Source organism: Microbacterium sp. JB110 (assembly GCF_003335195.1).
Classification (GTDB): domain Bacteria; phylum Actinomycetota; class Actinomycetes; order Actinomycetales; family Microbacteriaceae; genus Microbacterium.
The window spans coordinates 119809-135612 of the sequence record NZ_QPGM01000010.1 but is presented as its reverse complement, the minus strand read 5'-3'; the positions used below and the strand labels follow the sequence as shown (position 1 = coordinate 135612).

Genomic DNA, 15804 nt, shown 5'->3' with positions numbered 1-15804 from the left:
CCTTATCGGATGTCGGTGTCGCGGCCGTTGCCGTTCGCCGGAATCGACTTGCGCATCTGCACGAGGAACTCGACGTTCGACTGCGTCTCCCTGAGCTTCTCGAGGATGACGCTGAGCGCATGCTGCTGGTCCATGCCAGCCAGGGCACGGCGCAGCTGCCAGGTGATCTGCACCTCGTCGTTCGACAGCAGCATCTCCTCGCGGCGGGTCGACGACGCGTTCACGTCGATGGCCGGGAAGATGCGCTTGTCGGCGAGCTGGCGCGACAGGCGCAGCTCCATGTTGCCTGTGCCCTTGAACTCCTCGAAGATGACCTCGTCCATCTTGGACCCGGTCTCCACGAGCGCAGTGGCGAGGATCGTCAGCGAGCCGCCGTTCTCGATGTTGCGCGCCGCGCCGAAGAACTTCTTCGGCGGGTACAGCGCCGCCGCGTCGACGCCGCCGGAGAGCACACGACCGGATGTCGGAGCCGAGACGTTGTAGGCACGGCTGAGGCGAGTGATCGAGTCGAGCAGGACGACCACGTCGCGACCCAGTTCGACGAGGCGCTTGGCGCGCTCGATCGCGAGCTCGGCCACCGTGGTGTGGTCCTCGGCAGGACGATCGAACGTCGAGGCGATGACCTCGCCGGACACCGAACGCTGCATGTCGGTGACCTCTTCTGGACGCTCGTCGACCAGCACCACCATGAGGTGGGCTTCCGGGTTGTTCTGCGCGATCGCGTTCGCGATCTGCTGCAGCACGATCGTCTTGCCCGCCTTGGGGGGCGCGACGATCAGGCCGCGCTGGCCCTTGCCGACCGGTGAGACCAGGTCGATCATCCGCTGCGTCAGCTTCTCGGGCGCCGTCTCCATCCGCAGGCGCTCCTGCGGGTAGAGAGGCGTGAGCTTGCCGAACTCGACGCGGTCGGCCGCGTCGTCCGTCGACAGACCGTTGATCGAGTCGACCTTCACGAGCGCGTTGTACTTCTGGCGCCCGTGCTGCTCACCCTCGCGGGGCTGCTTGATCGAGCCGACGACGGCGTCGCCCTTGCGCAGGTTGTACTTCTTGACCTGGCCGAGCGAGACGTAGACGTCCTGCTGACCAGGCAGGTAGCCCGTCGTGCGCACGAATGCGTAGTTGTCGAGCACATCGAGGATTCCGGCGATCGGAATCAGCACATCGTCCTCGGTGACCTCCGGCTCGAACTCGTCGCCCTGGCCGCCGCGACGCTTGTTGCGACCGCGTCCGCGCGAGGACGCGGCGTCGCTCTGCTCGTTGCTGCCGCCGCCGGCGTTGCGCCCGCCGCGGCCATTGCTGTTCTGGCCGCCGTTCTGGCCGCCGTTCTGGCCGCCGTTCTGCGCCGACCTGTCGTCGCCTTCGCCGTCGCCCGCGTCCGACTTGTTCTTGTTGCGGTTGCGGTTCCGGTTCCGGCTGCGGCGTCCGCGCCCCGAACCGTCCTCGGCATCGTCGCCGTCGGCGTCCGGCCTGTCACCTGACTGCTTGTCAGCGCTCGACTGCTTGTCAGCGCTCGACTGCTCGTCTTCGCTGCTCTTCTCGGCGTCGGCGTCGGCCGCCGACCGCTGCGGCTTCCTGCCGCGCTTGGGCGCGTCGCCCTGAGCACCCTGAGCGTCGCGCTTGTCGGCCTCAGTGCTCTCGTCGGCCGGCTTCGCGTCGGCGTTCCCGCCCTGCGACTGCTCAGCAGCCGGAGCCTCAGCCGCCTCGACCTGGTCGGCCGGCTTCTCCGCCTCTGCGGCCTTCGTCGTCCGGCGGCGCGGCGCGCGCTTCGGCTTCTCGGCCGGAGCGTCGGCAGCGGCAGCCTCGGAGTTCTGCTCCGCAGCTTCCTCCGGCTTCTGTGCCTCGTCCGTTGCGACGGCGGCGGTCTTGCGCGTGCGAGGCGCGCGCTTCGGCTTCTCCGTCGGCGCATCCGCTGCCGCTGCGGCATCCGCCGTGGCCTCCGTGGCCTCGGCGGTCTCGGTCTTCTGTGCGTCGTCGGCCGACGCGGCCTTCGTCGTGCGACGGCGCGGCGCCCGCTTGCGCGGCGCCTTCGCTGGCGCTTCGGCTGCCGACTCGGTCGCGGCGGCGCCAGCGCTCTCGCCGTGAACGTCCGGGTTCTCGGAGATGGACTCCAACATGACTCCTTGATGGGGCGTGGAAATGAGCCACCGCAGGGGTTCCCCTCGGGGGAATCACCATGCGCGCGCCACGTCGTGCGCCGGTGCTTGTCAGACTGAGGACGGCGTACTGCATCCGAGCAGACAGAAAGGCACCGTGCGGGGCTTCGCAGATTTGCGACGGAGGTCAGATTTCGTGCTCGAAGGCACCCTCCGCTGTGCTCCTCACTGTACCACCCTTGAAGTCGACGGCGACGATCAGCGACTCCCACGGGGTGTCCGTCACGGCGTTCGCGACATCGACCGCTTCGAGGCGGCGACCAGGTCCATCTGCCATCACGAGCACGCTCGGTCCCGCTCCTGAGACGACCGCAGCGAACCCCGCCTTGCGCAGCGCGGTGACGAGGCGATGCGTCTCGGGCATTGCTCCTGCACGGTATGTCTGGTGCAGCTTGTCATCGGTCGCCGCCAGCAGCAGTTCTGGGCTCTGCGTCAGCGCCGCGATCAGCAGCGCGGAGCGCGAGAGGTTGAACACGGCGTCCTCGCGCGAGACCTGGTCCGGCTGCAGTCCGCGCGCCACGGACGTGGACATCGTGAAGGACGGCACGAACACCAGCGGTGACACGCCCCGGTGCACGAGCAGCTTCTTGTGCTGCGGCACACCGTGGTCCACCCAGGCGATCGTGAGTCCTCCGAACAGTGCGGGCGCCACGTTGTCCGGGTGCCCCTCCAGCTCGGTCGCCAGCCGCAGCAGGTCGTCCGCGCTCAGCTCGGCTGCACCCGCCAGCAGGCCCTTCGCAGCGAGGATTCCCGATACGACGGCCGATCCGGATGAGCCCAGCCCTCGGCCGTGCGGGATCTCGTTGTGCGCGATGATCCGCAGACCAGGCGGCTCGATTCCGAGCTGCGCGTAGACGTGCCAGATCGACCGTGCGACGAGGTTCGATTCGTCGCGCGCGATCTCCTCGGCCCCGGTGCCGGTCACCTCGATCTCGAGCGCGTCGGAGTCCAGCGCCGTGACGGTCAGTCGGTCATAGACGCTCAGCGCGAGGCCGAGCGTGTCGAAGCCCGGCCCGAGGTTCGCGCTCGTCGCCGGAACGCGCACCCAGACGGTGCGCTCGGATACCGCGCTCATGCACGCACCCCCGAGGGACGGCGCGCCATGTCACTCACCCTCTACGCGCAGCACCGACACGACGTCCACGACGACGTCGCTGGCGTTCAGCCGCTCGACAGTCGCCCTGAGTGCCTCCTCGCGCGCCCGGTGCGTCGCGAGCACGATCATCGCTCGGCTGCGCGCTCCGTCCGGCCCTTCTTCGACCTGCGTCTGGTCGACGGTCGCCACCGAGACGCCCGCATCGTTGAAGATGCCGGCGATCTCCTGCAGCACGCCAGGCGCATCAGCGACCTCGAGGCGCACCTGGTAGCGCGTGTAGATGCGTCCGACGGGGGCGACGGGCAGACTCAGGCGCGGTGACTCGCCGACGCCGACGCCCCCTGCGATGTGGCGCCGTGCCGCGGAGACGACGTCGCCCATCACGGCCGATGCGGTCTCGCGACCGCCCGCTCCTGCGCCGTAGAACATCAGGGGCCCCGCCGATGCCGCCTCGACGAACACGGCGTTGTTGCCGCCGTGCACGTTGGCCATCGGGTGCTGCCTGTCGATCAGCGCCGGGTACACCCGCACCGACACCGAGTCGCCCTCCGGCTCCGTGAGTCGCTCGCACACGGCGAGCAGCTTCACGACGTAGCCGGCGTGACGGGCACCCTCGATCATCTCGTCCGTGATGGACTCGATGCCCTCGCGGTGCACGTCGTCGAGCGAGACCTTCGTGTGGAAGGCGAGGCTGGCGAGAATCGCCGCCTTGTGCGCCGCGTCGTAGCCGGCGAGGTCGAGCGTGGGGTCAGCCTCGAGGTATCCGAGGTCGGTCGCCATCCGCTGCGCCTCGGCAGCAGGCATCCCCTCTCGGTCCATCTTGTCGAGGATGAAGTTGGTGCTGCCGTTCAGGATGCCGGAGATGCGGTCGATCCTGTCACCGGCGAGCGAGTCCTTCAGCGGCCGGATGATCGGGATGGCTGCAGCGACAGCGGCCTCGTAGGAGACGGAGGCGCCGACCTGATCGGCGGCGTCGAAGATCTCCGCGCCGTGCTCGGCGAGCAGCGCCTTGTTGCCCGTGACGACATCGGCCCCGGCCCTCAGCGCCGTGAGGATGTGGGTGCGCGCCGGCTCGATGCCGCCCATCAGCTCGATCACGATGTCGCTGCCGACGATCAGGCTCTCGACATCCGTCGTGAGCAGCTCCCGCGGCAGCTCCACATCACGCGGGGCGTCGAGGTTGCGCACGGCGATGCCGGCGAGCTCGAGCTGAGCGCCGGTGCGCTCAGCGAGCGCGTCGCCCTGCTTCAGGAGCAGGCTGGCCACCTGGGAGCCCACGGATCCGGCACCCAGCAGCGCAACGCGGAGTCGGCGTTGTTCGTTCATTCTTCTCCCTCTCCGGCAGCCTCGGGGTCTGCCGCTTCGGTCGTGTAGGCGATATCGCGGGCGAGCAGGTCATCGAGCGTCTCGCCTCGCACCAGCAGCCGCGCCGCTCCCCGCCGGACGGCGACGATCGGCGGGCGGGGGGTGTGGTTGTAGTTGCTCGACAGCGCGGCGCAGTACGCACCGGTGACGGGCACAGCCAGCAGGTCGCCGGGACCGACGTCGCTCGGCAGATACTCATGGTCGACGACGATGTCGCCCGATTCGCAGTGCAGACCGACCACGCGGCTCAGCGCGGGTTCGCCCTCGCCGCTGCGCGAGGCGAGGCGAGCGGAGTACTGTGCGCCGTACAGCGCGGGGCGCGCATTGTCGCTCATGCCGCCGTCGACGCTGATGTAGGTGCGCTCGCCGTCGTCGAGCTCGACGGCCTTGGTCGTCCCCACCTCGTACAGGCTCACTCCTGACGGGCCGATGATGCTGCGGCCGGGCTCGAAGGCCAGTGCGGGCAGCGCGACGCCGAGCGCGAAGCACTCCTCGGCGACGGCCGCGACGATGTCGCCCGCCAGTTCGGCGATGGGGGTGGGTTCGTCGGCGCGCGTGTAGGCGATGCCGAAGCCGCCGCCGAGGTTCATCACCGGCACGTCACCGCCTTCCAGCAGACGGGCGTGCAGTTCGAGCACCCTGGCAGCCGATTCGCGGAACCCGTCGACGCCGAAGATCTGCGAGCCGATGTGGCAGTGCAGGCCGAGGAAGCGCAGGCCGTCGAACTCTCTGATGCGCTCGACTGCGCGCTCGGCGTCAGGGAGGGAGAATCCGAACTTCTGGTCCTCGTGGGCGGTGGCGAGGAACTCATGAGTGTCGGCGTGCACCCCGCTGCGCACCCGCACGAGCACGCTCTGCACGGCGTCGAAGCGGGAGGCGATCTCACCGAGTCGCTCGATCTCGACGTCGGAGTCGACGATGATCGTGCCGACTCCGACCTCGACGGCGCGAACGAGCTCGGAGACCAGCTTGTTGTTGCCGTGGAAGCCGATTCTGTCCGCCGGCACGCCGGCGGCGAGTGCGATCTCGAGCTCGCCGCGCGAGCACACGTCGACGTTCAGTCCTGCCTCGATCATCCAACGTGCGACCTCGACGCTGAGGAACGCCTTGCCCGCGTAGTACACGCGCGCCTCGGTCCCGTGGGAGGCGGCCGCGCGGGTGAAGGCCCTGTGCGCCTCGACCGCGCGGGCGCGGGCGTCCTCCTCGTCGAGCACCAGCAGCGGCGTGCCGAATTCGGCGCGCAGATCCGATGCGTCGACGCCGCCGAGGTTCAGTTCGCCGTCGCCGGTGCGGTGGGCTGTGATCGGCCAGACACCGGCGGCGAGGTCGTTCGGATCGTCGGGAACGGCCAGCCACTCTGGCGCGAGGACGGGTGAGTTGTCGGCGGACACGACACCGAGTCTACGGCCACGACGTCGGCGATCCTGCACCAGACCGCCCCTGCGCCCCTCGGCGCCGGACGCCCCCAGAAGTCACTCGCAGTAGCCGCGCGCGCGGAGCGACGGCGTGACGAGGATCTCGCCGTCGACGTCCAGGCTGAGCACCACTTCGTCGCCCGAGACAGCGACGCCGGTGAGCGTCGCCCCTGTCGGCAGGGAACCTGCCACGCACACCGGGATGGGCGCCGACAGCATCGACGCGACGGGCGGGAGCTGTGCGAGCGCATCCTGACCGACCTCCGCCCCCGCGACTCTGACGGCATCCGGTTCGAGCAGCAGGTCGCCGTCTTCGGCGCTCGGCCGCACGTCGAACGAGAGCGGGACGGCCGCGCCGAGGACCGACACCTCGGCCGAGAGCGCCACGACGGGCTCTTCCACTGCCACATCAGGCGCCCCGCCCAGCGCCTCCCATTCGCCGTCTGCCTGCTCGAGCAGAGCGTGCACGCCGTCGGCGTCGGTCACGGCGACGAGGTCGATGGAATCCGCCGTGCGGCCGAGCACACTCACGTCGTGCGCTGTGATCTCGACATCGGCGGATATGCCCTCGAAGCTCGCGTCGGCGACCGCCACTCTCACCTCGCCGACCGACCCCGTTGCGACCTGCGGAAGCAGCAGCCCAGGTACGACGACCTCGACCGGGCCGTCGACATCGACTCCGGCCTGCATCACCGCCGCGTCGACGGCGCTGGTCAGCACCATCCGGCTGATCCACTCGGCCACGGCGAAGGCGGCGGCGAGGAGAACGAGCACGACGAGCAGCGGCAGGATCCACCGCCCCCTCCTGCGTGGGACGTGCGCCTCCGCCTCGTCCAGCACCTCGGGCAGCCAGGACTCCGAAGCACGCGCATCATTCATCCCGGCCATCCGTTCCTCTCACATCCGCTCTGGGGCTCCGACGCCCAACAGGCTGAGCCCGTTGCGCAGCACCTGGCCTGTGGCGTCGTTCAGCCAGAGGCGGGTGCCGTGCACCGGTTCGACCGGCTCATCGCCCCTCGGCGTGACACGGCAGTTGTCGTACCAGCGATGGTAGAGGCCTGCGACCTCCTCGAGGTAGCGCGCGACGCGGTGCGGCTGACGCTCCTCGGCGGCGAAGGCGACGATGCGCGGGAACTCCTGCAGCGCTCCCAGCAGCGCCGACTCCGTCTCGTGCGCGAGCAGCTCCGGCGCGAACGTCTCACGAGTGACGCCGGACTCCGCTGCGTTCCGCCCCACGTTGTGGGTGCGCGCGTGGGCGTACTGCACGTAGAACACCGGATTGTCGTTCGTGCGCTTGCGCAGCAGATCCGGATCGAGTGAGAGCGGCGAGTCGGCTGGGTACCGCTCGAGCGAATAGCGCAGCGCGTCGGTGCCGAGCCACGCACGCAGGTCGTCGAGCTCGATGATGTTGCCCGCGCGCTTGGAGAGCTTGGCCCCGTTGATCGACACGAGCTGGCCGATCAGCACCTCGATGTCGCGCTCGGGATCGTCGCCGGCCGCACCCGCGAGCGCCTTGAGACGCGCGACGTAGCCGTGATGATCGGCGCCGAGCAGGTAGATCTTGTGCGCGTAGCCGCGATCGCCCTTGCTCAGGTAGTAGGCGGCGTCGGCCGCGAAGTAGGTGTAGACGCCGTTGCCGCGCCGGATGACGCGATCCTTGTCGTCGCCGAAGTCGGTCGTGCGCACCCACACGGCCTCGTCGGCGTCGAAGACGTGGCCCTGCTCGCGCAGTCGGTCGACCGCCTGGTCGATCGCGCTGGGCTCGCCTGAATGCAGCTCGCGCTCGGAGTACCAGACATCGAAGTGCACGTTGAAGTCGCCCAGAGAGGTCTTGATCTCATCGAGCTGCAGCCGGTACGCGGCTTCTCGCACCTGCGCGATGGCCTCGAGGCGTGGCAGGCCAGCGACATCCGGAATCTCCGCGCGCACGCGTGCGCCGAGAGCATCGATGTACTCGCCCTTGTAGCCGTCCTCCGGCGCCGGCTCACCCATGATGGACGCGTACACGGATTCGCCGAAGCGGTCCATCTGGGTGCCGGCGTCGTTGATGTAGTACTCACGGGCGACCTTCGCGCCGCTCGCCTCGAGCAGACGCCCGATCGCGTCACCGAGCGCGGCCCAGCGGGTGTGGCCGATGTGCAGCGGGCCTGTGGGGTTCCCGCTGACGAACTCCAGGTTGATGCTCTGACCGGCGAGCGCCTCGGTGCGGCCGTAGCCGGGGCCCGCATCGACGATGGTGCGCGCCAGCTCACCGGCTGCGGCGGCGTCGAGGCGCACGTTGATGAAGCCGGGGCCCGCGACCTCGACCGAGGAGATGCCGTCGACGCTCTCGAGGCCGGAGGCGAGCTCCTGCGCCAGCTCGCGCGGGTTCGTGCCGAGCCGCTTGGCGAACTTCATCGCCGTGCTGGTCGCCCAGTCGCCGTGGTCGCGGTTCTTGGGCCGCTCGACGACGATGTCCGCGGCGCTCGCGCCGAGTTCCTCGTCGGGTCGGATCCGCCTGGCTGCGGTGGTGAGAACGTCGTAGATGGCGGCGGCGAGAGCTTCAGGACCCATAGCCAACGATTCTACGGCCGCCATGGTTGCGATTTCACTGATCCGGATGAGCACTCGATCCGATCATCCGGAATCGCGCTGGTCGTGCGCGGCGCCGCTGCCCGGTTTCGAGTTCGTCACGATTGCGCCCAGCGTTTCCGCCTCGTGATGCTGCTCGCCTAACGTCGCTCGCATGCGTCTCCGCATTCCCGCCCGCCGTCTCGTCCTCGCTGTCACCGCACTCTGCGCCGTCGCCGCGATCGCGATGACCGCTCTCGTGCTGCGCCCCGCGCCGAGCGAACCGGTCGCGCAGGCGGAGGGGCCCTACGCCGCCGGCAGCGGCGACGGTGCGCACGTGCTGGTTCTCGGCGACTCGTGGACGTACGGTCAGGCGGCGACCCAGCGCGAGCACGGCTACGCCTACCGACTCGCAGCGATCGGCGGATGGCAGGTCACGGTCGCCGGCGAACCCGCCAGCGGCTACCTGCGCGCCGGCGTCTGGGGGCGCACCTACGGCGAGCGCATCGACCTGCTCGACCCGGCGCTGGAGCCCGAGCTGATCGTCGTGCAGGGGTCGATCAACGACCGCCGTCTCGGCGCCGACGGGTATCGGAGCGCCGTCGTGGACGCGTGGGACGCGCTGGCGGATCGGTTTCCAGACGCGCAGATCCTCGTGCTGGGCCCCGCACCGCAGGTGCTTCCCGTGGAGAAGGCGACGGCGCGCATCGACCGCGATCTCGCAGAGCTGGCCGAGGCGCGAGGCTGGCCGTACGTCTCCCCCATCGCCGATGAGTGGATCACACCGGACAACTATCTCGACGTGATCGACACATCGGCGAAGGGTGCGGACCACCCGTCGGACGCCGGGCACCGGTTCCTCGCCGAGCAGGTCGCCGCGGCGGTGCGCCCACTGCTCTCCCCCGCGACCGTCGAGGCTGTCACCGAGCAGCCGACACCCGCGATCGGCGGCTAGTGTGCGAAGGTCCGGCTGTCGCACGCGGGCATGCGCAGGGCGCCGCGCGGCACGGAGCGCCCCGGCGATCCTGGTAGGCTCGTCCCAGTCCGCCTCCGTAGCTCAGGGGATAGAGCACCGGTTTCCGGTACCGAAGGTCGGGGGTTCGAATCCCTCCGGGGGCACAGAAGTGATGAGTCGGGACATGGATGAAATCTGAGTCGCGACATAGTTGACGACCACGAGAAGGAGCCCGGCCATCGGCCGGCTCCTTCTCGTGGTTGCGACAGTAGTTCCTGATGGGGTCGATGGTGTTGGTCGCGAGGATCTCGCCGGTGTCGAGGTGGATCACGGTGACGTCGGCGAGGCGCCAGTGGGTGAAAGTCGGATTGCCAGGTCTCGTTCGGCTGCGCGGCCTCGAAGCGGATGCACGAAGAGCGAGGACGTTTGCCTCGGGGGTGCCCCTATGTGGTTTGTCAAGCGGCGAGGGCTTGGTCTGACTGAACCGTCCTGGGTTCTCCCCGCATAGAAGCGGCAGAGAACCCAGCACGATTCAACCTGCCTGGACATCACACCTAGGGCGCCCTTGATTCACGTGTCAGCGCACGGGTGCCGACCGGAGCAGGAGCCAGGTGCCGAGCGCCGAGATCCCGATGGCGCAGCCTGCTGCTATGGCGAGCCACCACAACTGGAATGCCGCGAGAATGTCGGGTGCGGCCGGGAGGATGATGATCAGCGCGAGTATCAGCACGATGGCGATACCGATGCCGACGAACTGTGGTCCGCGTGCTCCGTACCTGATCCAGGAGGCACCGAACACCCCACCGATCATGAGCATCGACAGCACGCTGAGGAAGACGAGTGGGATCAGCAGCGTCATATCGCCCGCCCCGAGGATATAGACATCGAAGATGTAGAACTCGGAGAACCAGTGGCCGGTCGCGACCTCGACCATCGTCAAGACGGCGAACACGAGCGTCAGGTAGGCGGAAACCGTCACATTCCACAGAAAGGTCCCCCCGACGAATCCACGCCTGCTTGCCCCGAGTGTGAGGGCGAAAGGAAACGTCGTCGCCACCGATTGGACGCCCAGATACACGAGGAATCCTGCAAGCGCCCAGGCGATACCGGGATTGCTCTGTGAACCCTGTATCCAGCCGGGCGTGCCGGGGAGGCTGCCCGAACGCCAGAACAGCAATGAGATCAAGACGGAGATCACCGTCACCACGCCGGTGATGTAGAGCGGTACCAGGAAGGTGATCTCGCGCTTGTTGAGGTGCAGTTTGGTGGTCAAAATCATCGTGTCCATAGTCGTCAGACCTCCTGGGCGTCGAAGGACTCGACCTCATTCGCGCCGTACGCCGCGACGAGTTGCTGTAACGACGCTCGCGAGACCTGCACCCCAAGCTCACCGGCACGCGCTTGAGTCGCGTCGTCGACCACACCAGTGGCGGTGACTGATGTCAGGCCACCGACTGTGTTGCGCTGCAGGATGCGCCGGTCGCCGATCACCTGGTGGACGGCGCCGGTCGTACCGCTGGCAAGCCATGCAGCTTCTCCAGCCTCGTCGCGGTCGGCGTCCAAGAGGACGCGTCCTTGATCCATGATCACCACACGGTCGAAGAGCGACTCGGACTCTTCGATCAGGTGGGTGGAGAGAACCACGGTGCGCGGCTGCCTCTGGTACTCCCGCAGCAGCACTTCGTGAAACAGTGCTCGGGCGGTGACATCGAGTCCGAGGTAGGGCTCGTCCAGCAGGGTGATCTGGGAACGTGACGCCAGGCCGAGCACGATCGCGATGGAGGACAGCTGGCCACGGGAGAGCTTCTTGATGGGTGTCTTTGTCGGGATGCGGAAGCCCTCGACCAGCTCATGCGCGACCTCCGTGCTCCAGTTCGGAGCGAAATCGGGGGCGATCCGCAGCACGTGGTGGAGTCGGTAGTCGTCGGGGTAGCGCTGGTTGTCTCGGACATAGCTGATCTGGGCGAGAGTGGGTTCGTGCTCGAACGTGCTGTGCCCAAGGACCTCGACACGGCCGGAGGAGGGTCGGTCCTGTCCCGCCAATATCGACATGATCGTGGTCTTGCCAGCCCCGTTTCGGCCGAAAAGTCCGAGGATCGAGTGCTGGGGAACACCGAAACTGACGTCGCGGAGCGCGTACACCCCACCATAGCTCCGCGTCACGGATCGGACCTCGATTGCGTTTGTCATTTGCTGGCCTCCTTGTCGATCATCTCGGCGAGTTCGTCTTTGTGGATGTGGAGCAAACGGGCCTCGCGGACCAGGGGCACCACATGACTTTCGGTGAACGCCGCGCGGCGCCGCGACTGCAATTTGCTTCTCGCCCCGGCCGCAACAAACATCCCAACTCCGCGTTTCTTGTAGAGCACCCCCTGCTCGACGAGCAGGTTGAGTCCCTTCGCTGCCGTGATGGGACTCATCTGATAGAAGGTCGCGTACTCGTTCGTCGACGGGACCCCGGACCCCTCCGGATACGTACCGACCAGGATGTCCTCAGCGATTCGATCCGCGAGCTGCTGATAGAGAAGACCATCACCTGCGAACATTGCCACCCACTTAGGTTCTATAGTGCACTATAGAACCTAAGCGATCAAGCAAGAACGGGTCAAGCCCGATCAGCGGTGGCGGGGGTTGCGGACTGCGGGCTCGATCGAGCGCACCAGCCTTAGTCTGCGCCAGTATCGCTCGGAGACAGGCCGCTGCATCCCAGCTGAGGAACCCATGACGGGAACGGTGGAACGGTGCAGGTCATCGGGTCATCGGGTCATCGGGTCATCGGGCGCGCGTGTTCGGACGTTCGCACGGCCCGTCCGAGAGAGTGCCCTGGGATGGGGCATCATGCGGGACACACCTGGGCCTTGCCCCGGATGTTGGACACGCTGAGTCCGGCCTTGGGCCGGGGAAGCGAGAATCAAATCCATGGTTCGCAAGCACTACTCCGACGAGTTCCGCCGTCAAGCGGTGGAGCTCTACGAGACGACTCCCGGCGCGTCCATGCGTCAGATCGGCGGGGACCTCGGTGTCTCTCGATACACTCTTGCTGACTGGGTGAGACAACTCGGCACTGGGATGACGACCCAGCCGGGCGGGAGCCCGGCGCCGGCGCGTGTGGAAGAGACCGACGCTGAGAAGATCAGTGGAGTCCCGCATAGTGGTGTAACGCCCGGTGGCCGGCCCCGTCGCCAACGTAGACGCGGCCACCGTGTGATCCTTCGAGGAAACCTCCTACAGCCTCTCGAACGGAAGACACACGATGACCGCTCCTCACATTCTCGACCCACAGACGGTTCTGCACGAAGCCCTCGGCGACGCGTCGCCTGATCTGATGCGGCAGCTGCTGCAGACGATCATCACCTCCCTCCTGTCCGCCGAGGCCGACGCCATCGCCGGAGCCGAGTACGGGCGCCCTTCACCCGACCGGGTCACGCATCGCAATGGCTACCGACACCGTGATCTCGACACTCGTGTCGGGACCGTCGATGTCGCGATCCCGAAACTCCGGCAAGGGTCCTACTTCCCGGAATGGCTCCTCGAGCGCCGCAAACGCGCGGAGACGGCGCTGATCACCGTCGTCGCCGACTGCTACCTCGCCGGTGTCTCCACCCGGCGCATGGACAAACTCGTGAAGACCCTCGGTATCGACTCGTTGTCGAAATCTCAGGTGTCTCGGATGGCGACCGAGCTCGACGAGCACATCGATCAGTTCCGCAATCGGCGGCTGGACGAGGCTGGCCCGTTCACGTTCGTCGCGGCGGACGCGTTGACGATGAAGGTCCGCGAGGGAGGGCGCGTGGTGAACACGGTCGTGCTCGTCGCCACCGGCGTCAGCGCCGACGGGCGCCGCGAGGTCCTCGGCCTGCGTGTCGCCACCAGCGAGACCGGAGCGGCTTGGAACCAGTTCTTCGCCGATCTCACAGCCCGCGGTCTGACGGGAGTCCACCTCATCACATCCGACGCACACGCGGGGCTCGTTGAGGCGGTCGCGGCGAACCTGCCGGGCGCGGTCTGGCAGCGTTGTCGCACCCACTACGCCGCGAACCTGATGTCCGTGACGCCCAAGTCGCTCGGGCCCGCAGTCAAGGCGATGCTGCACTCGGTCTACGACCAGCCCGACGCCGACGCCGTCAACGCGCAGTTCGATCGGCTTCTCGACTATGTCTCGGAGAAGCTCCCCGACGTGTTCGACCATCTCGACGCCGCGAGAGCGGACGTTCTCGCGTTCACGGGCTTCCCGAAGGACGTCTGGCAGCAGATCTGGTCGAACAACCCCAACGAGCGTCTCAACCGCGAGATCCGCCGCCGCACCGACAGCGTCGGCATCTTTCCCAATCGAGACGCGATCGTCCGCCTGGTCGGCGCAGTCCTGGCCGAGCAGACCAATGAATGGGCCGAAGGACGCCGCTACCTCGGCCTCGACCTCCTCGGCCGCTGTCGACTCAGCCTCGTCCCCGACACCGGAGAGGAGACCAACACCAACGATCCCGTCCTCGCCCTGTCCGCCTGAACAACCCCAGCTCGATCGATCACGCGAGCGTTACACCACTCCACGGGACTTGACCCCTCACGCAACTCGCGATTCTCCCGTTCGAGCCGACGCATCCGCTCTGACTCGCTCGACGTCACGCCCTGGCGTTCCCCGCCATCGATCTGCGCCTACCGCACCCAGCGACGCAGCGACTCGGCCCCGAACCCCAACCGCTTCGAGACGGTCTCGCACGCGGACGTCAGGTTCGGGTACTCATCGAGGTGATCGAGCACGAGCCGGATCGCACGCTGCTTCGTCTCCTTCGGAATCCTCTTCGGCATCATCTCCATCTTCCTTCCAAACTCGAAAGGAAACGGCATCAAACCGGGGACGGTTCATGACGATGCATCCGCAGGCGGCGGACGAGTCGAATCGGTTCCGACTTGTGGGTCCGTGCCGGCGGTGGAGCGGTCAACTCCGAGATCCTGATAGGAGCGGCTGGGCGCCATCACGTGCCAGATGATGATGAGAAATCTTGTGCCGCGGCCACGTTCGCCTTGCGGAACGCTCGCCGTCCCGAGCGTTCGCGACTATCCGGGCGGGCCTGGTGTGAGCGGATGCCTTTCTGGCATGCGTTCTACTTGCGATTGCCACATCCAGCCGGACAATCTCCCGCCGTGGAGCAGAACGATGCCGTTCGATCCCAGCGGAAGAGTGCTGCGGTCACACCGGTGCCGATTCACCGCATCACCAGCGCCCGGCGACCTCCGGCGCCACGACGTCTCGGTAGACCTCTTCGACGGCGGCGAGCACATCGGCGGACAGCGGCTCCAGGTCGGCCGCCGCGGCATTCGCCTTCGCCTGCTCGGGCGAACGTGCGCCGGGGATCACCGTGCTCACGCCAGGCTGATCGATGACCCAGCGCAGCGCGAACTGCGCCATCGTGGCACCGGCTGGAGCCAGTGGGACGAGACGGCGAACGGCTTCGAGGCCCGTGGCGAAGGGCACCCCGGCGAAGGTCTCCCCCACGTCGAAGGCCTGGCCGTCGCGATTGAATGTGCGGTGATCGTTCGGAGCGAAAGTCGTGTTCTCGTCGTACCGGCCCGAGAGCAGTCCGCTCGCCAGCGGCACCCGAACGATGATGCCGACGCCTGCCTCACGTGCTGCGGGCAGCACCTCTTCCAGAGGACCCATCCGCATCATGTTGAGGATGATCTGCACCGATGAGACACCAGGGCGAGCGATGGCCTCCAGCGCCTCCGCACGCGTCTCCACGCTGACGCCGTAGGCGGCGATGGCGCCCTCATCGACGAGCGCGTCCAGCCTGTCGTAGACGGCGTCGGTCGAGAACACCGGCGTCGGCGGGCAGTGCAGCTGCACCAGATCGAGCCGGTCCACGCCGAGGTTCGCCCTCGACCTGTCGGTCCACGCGCGAAAGTTCTCGAGCGTGTACTGCTCCGACTCGTGCGGCTGCGCACGGCGACCCATCTTGGTCGCGACCGTGATGCCGTCCGCCCCGCCTTCGCGCAGGAATCGCCCGATCGTCTGCTCGCTGCGTCCGTCGCCGTAGACGTCGGCCGTATCGAAGAAGGTCACGCCGCCGTCCGCTGCCGCCTGCAGCACGGCGACGGCACTGTCCCCGTCGACGTCGCCCCAGTCGGCGCCGAGCTGCCAGGTTCCGAGCCCGATCGCTGAGACCGAACGTCCGAGCCTGTCGATCTCCCGCTGTTCCATGTGGCTCCTCAGATCGTCCGCTTCAGCAACATTCTCAGTCTCGCCGCTCCCGAGGGCAGAGTCCAAATGTC

The 15804-nt window shown here is 67.6% G+C and carries 14 protein-coding genes and 1 tRNA gene; 4 read left to right on the top strand and 11 right to left on the bottom strand.

Annotated elements, in window-relative coordinates; translation table 11 throughout:
- Nucleotides 1-2: 2 nt before the first annotated feature.
- From rho to argS, 6 genes are all read right to left on the bottom strand, one after another.
- Entirely contained in the window at nt 3-2114 is a 2112-nt protein-coding gene (gene rho, locus CIK77_RS16100) for a transcription termination factor Rho (RefSeq protein ID WP_087056385.1), read from the bottom strand.
- A 166-nt stretch (nt 2115-2280) separates the two neighbouring features.
- Nucleotides 2281-3228, bottom strand: coding sequence for a homoserine kinase (gene thrB, locus CIK77_RS16095; RefSeq protein ID WP_087056384.1), 948 nt, complete (start codon nt 3226-3228; stop codon nt 2281-2283).
- 30 nt (nt 3229-3258) lie between these two features.
- Nucleotides 3259-4575: a homoserine dehydrogenase gene (locus CIK77_RS16090; protein ID WP_087056383.1), complete on the bottom strand. Its 1317-nt coding sequence runs from the start codon at nt 4573-4575 to the stop codon at nt 3259-3261.
- Nucleotides 4572-6005: a diaminopimelate decarboxylase gene (gene lysA / locus CIK77_RS16085; protein WP_087056382.1), complete on the bottom strand. Its 1434-nt coding sequence runs from the start codon at nt 6003-6005 to the stop codon at nt 4572-4574. Before lysA ends, CIK77_RS16090 begins: the two co-directional genes overlap by 4 nt.
- An 81-nt stretch (nt 6006-6086) precedes the next feature.
- On the bottom strand, nt 6087-6908 hold the full coding sequence (locus tag CIK77_RS17780; RefSeq protein ID WP_170934253.1) for an LmeA family phospholipid-binding protein: 822 nt from the start codon (nt 6906-6908) through the stop codon (nt 6087-6089).
- A gap of 18 nt (nt 6909-6926) precedes the next feature.
- Nucleotides 6927-8582 carry an arginine--tRNA ligase gene (gene argS / locus CIK77_RS16075; RefSeq protein ID WP_087056380.1) on the bottom strand — a complete coding sequence of 552 codons (1656 nt, stop codon included), beginning with the start codon at nt 8580-8582 and terminating at the stop codon, nt 6927-6929.
- Nucleotides 8583-8754: 172 nt separating this feature from the next.
- On the opposite strand from argS, the gene CIK77_RS16070 reads away from it, so the two are divergent.
- Together CIK77_RS16070 and CIK77_RS16065 are read left to right on the top strand one after the other, a co-directional pair.
- Nucleotides 8755-9534 (top strand): SGNH/GDSL hydrolase family protein, encoded by a 780-nt coding sequence (locus tag CIK77_RS16070; RefSeq protein WP_087056379.1) that lies wholly within the window; start codon nt 8755-8757, stop codon nt 9532-9534.
- Nucleotides 9535-9625: 91 nt separating this feature from the next.
- Nucleotides 9626-9698, top strand: a tRNA-Arg gene (locus CIK77_RS16065).
- A 413-nt stretch (nt 9699-10111) separates the two neighbouring features.
- Here the strand turns inward: CIK77_RS16065 and CIK77_RS16060 are convergent.
- The 3 genes from CIK77_RS16060 to CIK77_RS16050 are packed head-to-tail and all read right to left on the bottom strand — an operon-like array spanning nt 10112 to nt 12080.
- Nucleotides 10112-10822 carry a hypothetical protein gene (locus CIK77_RS16060; protein WP_087056378.1) on the bottom strand — a complete coding sequence of 237 codons (711 nt, stop codon included), beginning with the start codon at nt 10820-10822 and terminating at the stop codon, nt 10112-10114.
- A 5-nt stretch (nt 10823-10827) separates the two neighbouring features.
- Nucleotides 10828-11724, bottom strand: coding sequence for an ABC transporter ATP-binding protein (locus CIK77_RS16055; RefSeq protein WP_087056377.1), 897 nt, complete (start codon nt 11722-11724; stop codon nt 10828-10830).
- Nucleotides 11721-12080, bottom strand: a complete 360-nt coding sequence (locus CIK77_RS16050) for a GntR family transcriptional regulator (protein WP_087056376.1) — start codon at nt 12078-12080, stop codon at nt 11721-11723. The genes CIK77_RS16055 and CIK77_RS16050 overlap by 4 nt, the downstream gene beginning before the upstream one ends.
- Nucleotides 12081-12453: 373 nt before the next feature.
- Between CIK77_RS16050 and CIK77_RS16045 the strand changes: the two genes are divergently transcribed.
- Nucleotides 12454-12855 (top strand): transposase, encoded by a 402-nt coding sequence (locus CIK77_RS16045; RefSeq protein WP_087056375.1) that lies wholly within the window; start codon nt 12454-12456, stop codon nt 12853-12855.
- Nucleotides 12788-14038 (top strand): IS256 family transposase, encoded by a 1251-nt coding sequence (locus CIK77_RS16040; RefSeq protein WP_087056374.1) that lies wholly within the window; start codon nt 12788-12790, stop codon nt 14036-14038. Before CIK77_RS16045 ends, CIK77_RS16040 begins: the two co-directional genes overlap by 68 nt.
- A 149-nt stretch (nt 14039-14187) precedes the next feature.
- Here the strand turns inward: CIK77_RS16040 and CIK77_RS17775 are convergent, their stop codons facing one another.
- Nucleotides 14188-14340 (bottom strand): hypothetical protein, encoded by a 153-nt coding sequence (locus CIK77_RS17775; protein ID WP_170934252.1) that lies wholly within the window; start codon nt 14338-14340, stop codon nt 14188-14190.
- A 406-nt stretch (nt 14341-14746) separates the two neighbouring features.
- A complete protein-coding gene (locus tag CIK77_RS16035) occupies nt 14747-15733 on the bottom strand; it encodes an aldo/keto reductase (RefSeq protein WP_087056373.1) in 987 nt (328 codons plus the stop codon).
- Nucleotides 15734-15804: the final 71 nt, after the last annotated feature.